Origin of the sequence: Lactobacillus sp. UMNPBX17 (genome assembly GCF_002553735.1) — a bacterium.
GTDB lineage: Bacteria > Bacillota > Bacilli > Lactobacillales > Lactobacillaceae > Lactobacillus > Lactobacillus gallinarum.
Genome location: NZ_PCYT01000109.1, coordinates 1 through 2,484, shown reverse-complemented (window position 1 = coordinate 2,484; position 2,484 = coordinate 1). Strand labels below are relative to the sequence as shown.

At 35.8% G+C, this 2,484-nt stretch carries 3 protein-coding genes; all 3 read left to right on the top strand.

From position 1 onward, the window contains the following. Positions 1-280 precede the first annotated feature (280 nt). The 3 genes from CP368_RS09665 to CP368_RS09655 all read left to right on the top strand — a co-directional run bounded on the left by CP368_RS09665 (position 281) and on the right by CP368_RS09655 (position 2,230). Complete coding sequence (locus CP368_RS09665; RefSeq protein WP_089146286.1) at positions 281-1,507, top strand: MFS transporter; 1,227 nt, start codon at positions 281-283, stop codon at positions 1,505-1,507. A 193-nt stretch (positions 1,508-1,700) separates the two neighbouring features. Next, positions 1,701-1,976, top strand: a complete 276-nt coding sequence (locus tag CP368_RS09660) for a type II toxin-antitoxin system Phd/YefM family antitoxin (protein ID WP_013087009.1) — start codon at positions 1,701-1,703, stop codon at positions 1,974-1,976. Continuing rightward, the gene (locus CP368_RS09655; RefSeq protein WP_098046038.1) at positions 1,973-2,230 is read left to right on the top strand and encodes a Txe/YoeB family addiction module toxin; all 258 of its coding nucleotides are present in this window, start codon (positions 1,973-1,975) and stop codon (positions 2,228-2,230) included. The genes CP368_RS09660 and CP368_RS09655 overlap by 4 nt, the downstream gene beginning before the upstream one ends. The last annotated feature ends 254 nt before the right edge of the window (positions 2,231-2,484 follow it).

Genomic DNA, 2,484 nt, shown 5'->3' with positions numbered 1-2,484 from the left:
TAAAGAAATAAATTTAAGGAATCATTCATCCTTACACAAACTATTTTACAGTCTCATTATTCGTGCTATAATTACCTTAATTTTTACAGAAAGCGAGGACTAAAATGCGCGACATTTTAGGTTTAAGTTTGAGAATGAATTATTTCCTTTCATTCGTCAAACGCTACTTAAGGCTTAACCCAGATTTTTAGCTGAAAGTCTGGGATTTTAAACTACAACTGAATAGTAATTTTCCCTGGCTTTCAGCGACATTAGCAGTGTTGTGAAAAGGAATGGGAAAATGTTTAACTTAATCGAAAAAGAAAATGTCAATGTCAGACGATTATTAGCTGGACGAGTGTTAACTAACATCGCAGATTCACTATTTTACATGGCAATTTTGTGGTTCTTTAAGGTGCGCTTTAATTCACCAGTGATTTTGTCCCTGATTTTCATTGCGGACTCATCAATTGATATGCTGTCGTTTACTTTGGGTCCACTAATTGATCGCATCTATATCAAAAAGATGCTTAAAATTGTAACGGTAGTGCAGATCGTTACTAGCGTTATAGCGACGTTGTTGTTTCAAGCTAAGCTGTGGCAAAATCTAACAATTTGGTTTTTGTTAGCAATATACGTTATTTCAACGATCGGCTCGACTTTGATTTACCCTGCAGAAGAAAAAATTTTGCCAGTCATCGTTTCGAAAACGAAACTAGCTAAAGTAAACGGCGTTTTTCAAATGACTTATAAGACGCTGGATTTGTTCTTGAATGCAGCGGCAACATTATTGATTACTTGGGTGTCACTTGATTTCACAGTGATCATTTCTGCAGTATTTTTTGCAGGTGCTCTAGCCTTTTATACCAAGTTGATTCTGCCCAGGAAATTATTGTTGCCTGAATCTACGAGCGAGTATTTTACGGAAAACTATTGGCAAGATCTGCTTAAGGGCTGGCAGACTTTGAAACAAGAAGACAAGATAGCACGCTTGATCATGCCTTTTGCAGTGACTAACTTGTTCTATGGGATTTCGTCTGTTGGTCTGCCTTATTTTGCAACGGAGCATTTGACTAAATCAGCGATTGGCTATGGTAGTTTAGAACTAGCTTCATCAATAGGTGGGCTAGTTGGCAGCATGTTAATTCAACGGCTAACTTTTGATAAAAATAAAATTGAAAGATTGGTCGTTGTATGTCTGGCATTGTCTGGCTTGGCGATTGTGCTTGAGCCAGCTGTACCCAAAGGGATGCCAATTTTGCTGTTAATTCTGTTTTTCACGTCCGAATTATGGATTGTGATGATGAATATTAACTTCAAAGTGTTGGTGCAAGAGAGCTTTAGTCCGCATGTTTTAGGTCGAGTAGAGACGATCAATGACTCGATTCTATCATCGATGATTCCGATTGGCTCATTTTTAGGCGGGCTGATTGTAGCGCGTTTTGGTGCAGATTGGGCGATTGCACTTGAGGGAGTTGCTCAAATTTTGACAGCAGGATATTATTTTGTGATTGAGAAAAAGAAGTAAATAAATAGCAGTGGTCGACTGGATCATTGCTTTTTTTGTAAAGAAGAGCGGTCAAATGATCACCACAATGTGTCTCTAATTGAACTGTCCCATGGTTAATCATTTTTTCAACCATTTACGATTATTGCTTTTGGTAGTAATATAAGTAAAAATATAGTACAATAAGTTGTACAATATAAGGAGGGATTAGTCTATGGATGCGGTTAATTACAGTAATTTTCGTAAAAATTTAAAGCATTATTTTAAGCAAGTCAATGATGATAGTGAACCTTTGATCGTAACTAATAAAGAACCAGAGGATAATGTGGTTGTATTAGGTAAAGAAGATTATGATGCCTTGGTTGAAACATTAGAAATTCAATCTAATCAATACCTAATGGACAAGATTGAAAGAGGGCGTAAACAAGTTAGTGAAGGCACGATAAAGCAACATGAACTAATTGATCCTGAGCAGGTAACAAAATCATGATCGTAGCATGGACGGATGATGGTTGGAACGACTATGTGTATTGGTATGACGATGGTGATTGTAAAAAGGTATCAAGAATAAACGATCTTGTGAAAGATATGAAAAGACATCCATTTACAGGTATTGGTAAGCCTGAGCCCTTAAAGAGAAATCTATCAGGGTTATGGTCAAGACGAATCGATTCGAAAAATCGGATCGTCTATGACTGTCATAAATCAATGATAACTATATATTCATGTAAGGATCACTATTGATAATTGGAGTTTTGCAGCAATGATTAATTTCATTGCTGCTTTTTTCATTGACTAAAAAATATAAAGTGCTATTTTTATTAAAATTGGACAGGGGGATTGCTATGAAAATTGGAGTTTCAACAAGTTTAAAAATATATGTGTAATTGTGTTTCTTAAGTATTATAAAGTGTGTTATAATCTCGCTACAAGGTGGTGAGATTTTTTTATGTCTAGAATTATGTATTTAAAAGAAGCTGCTGCCTATCTTGGCAAAG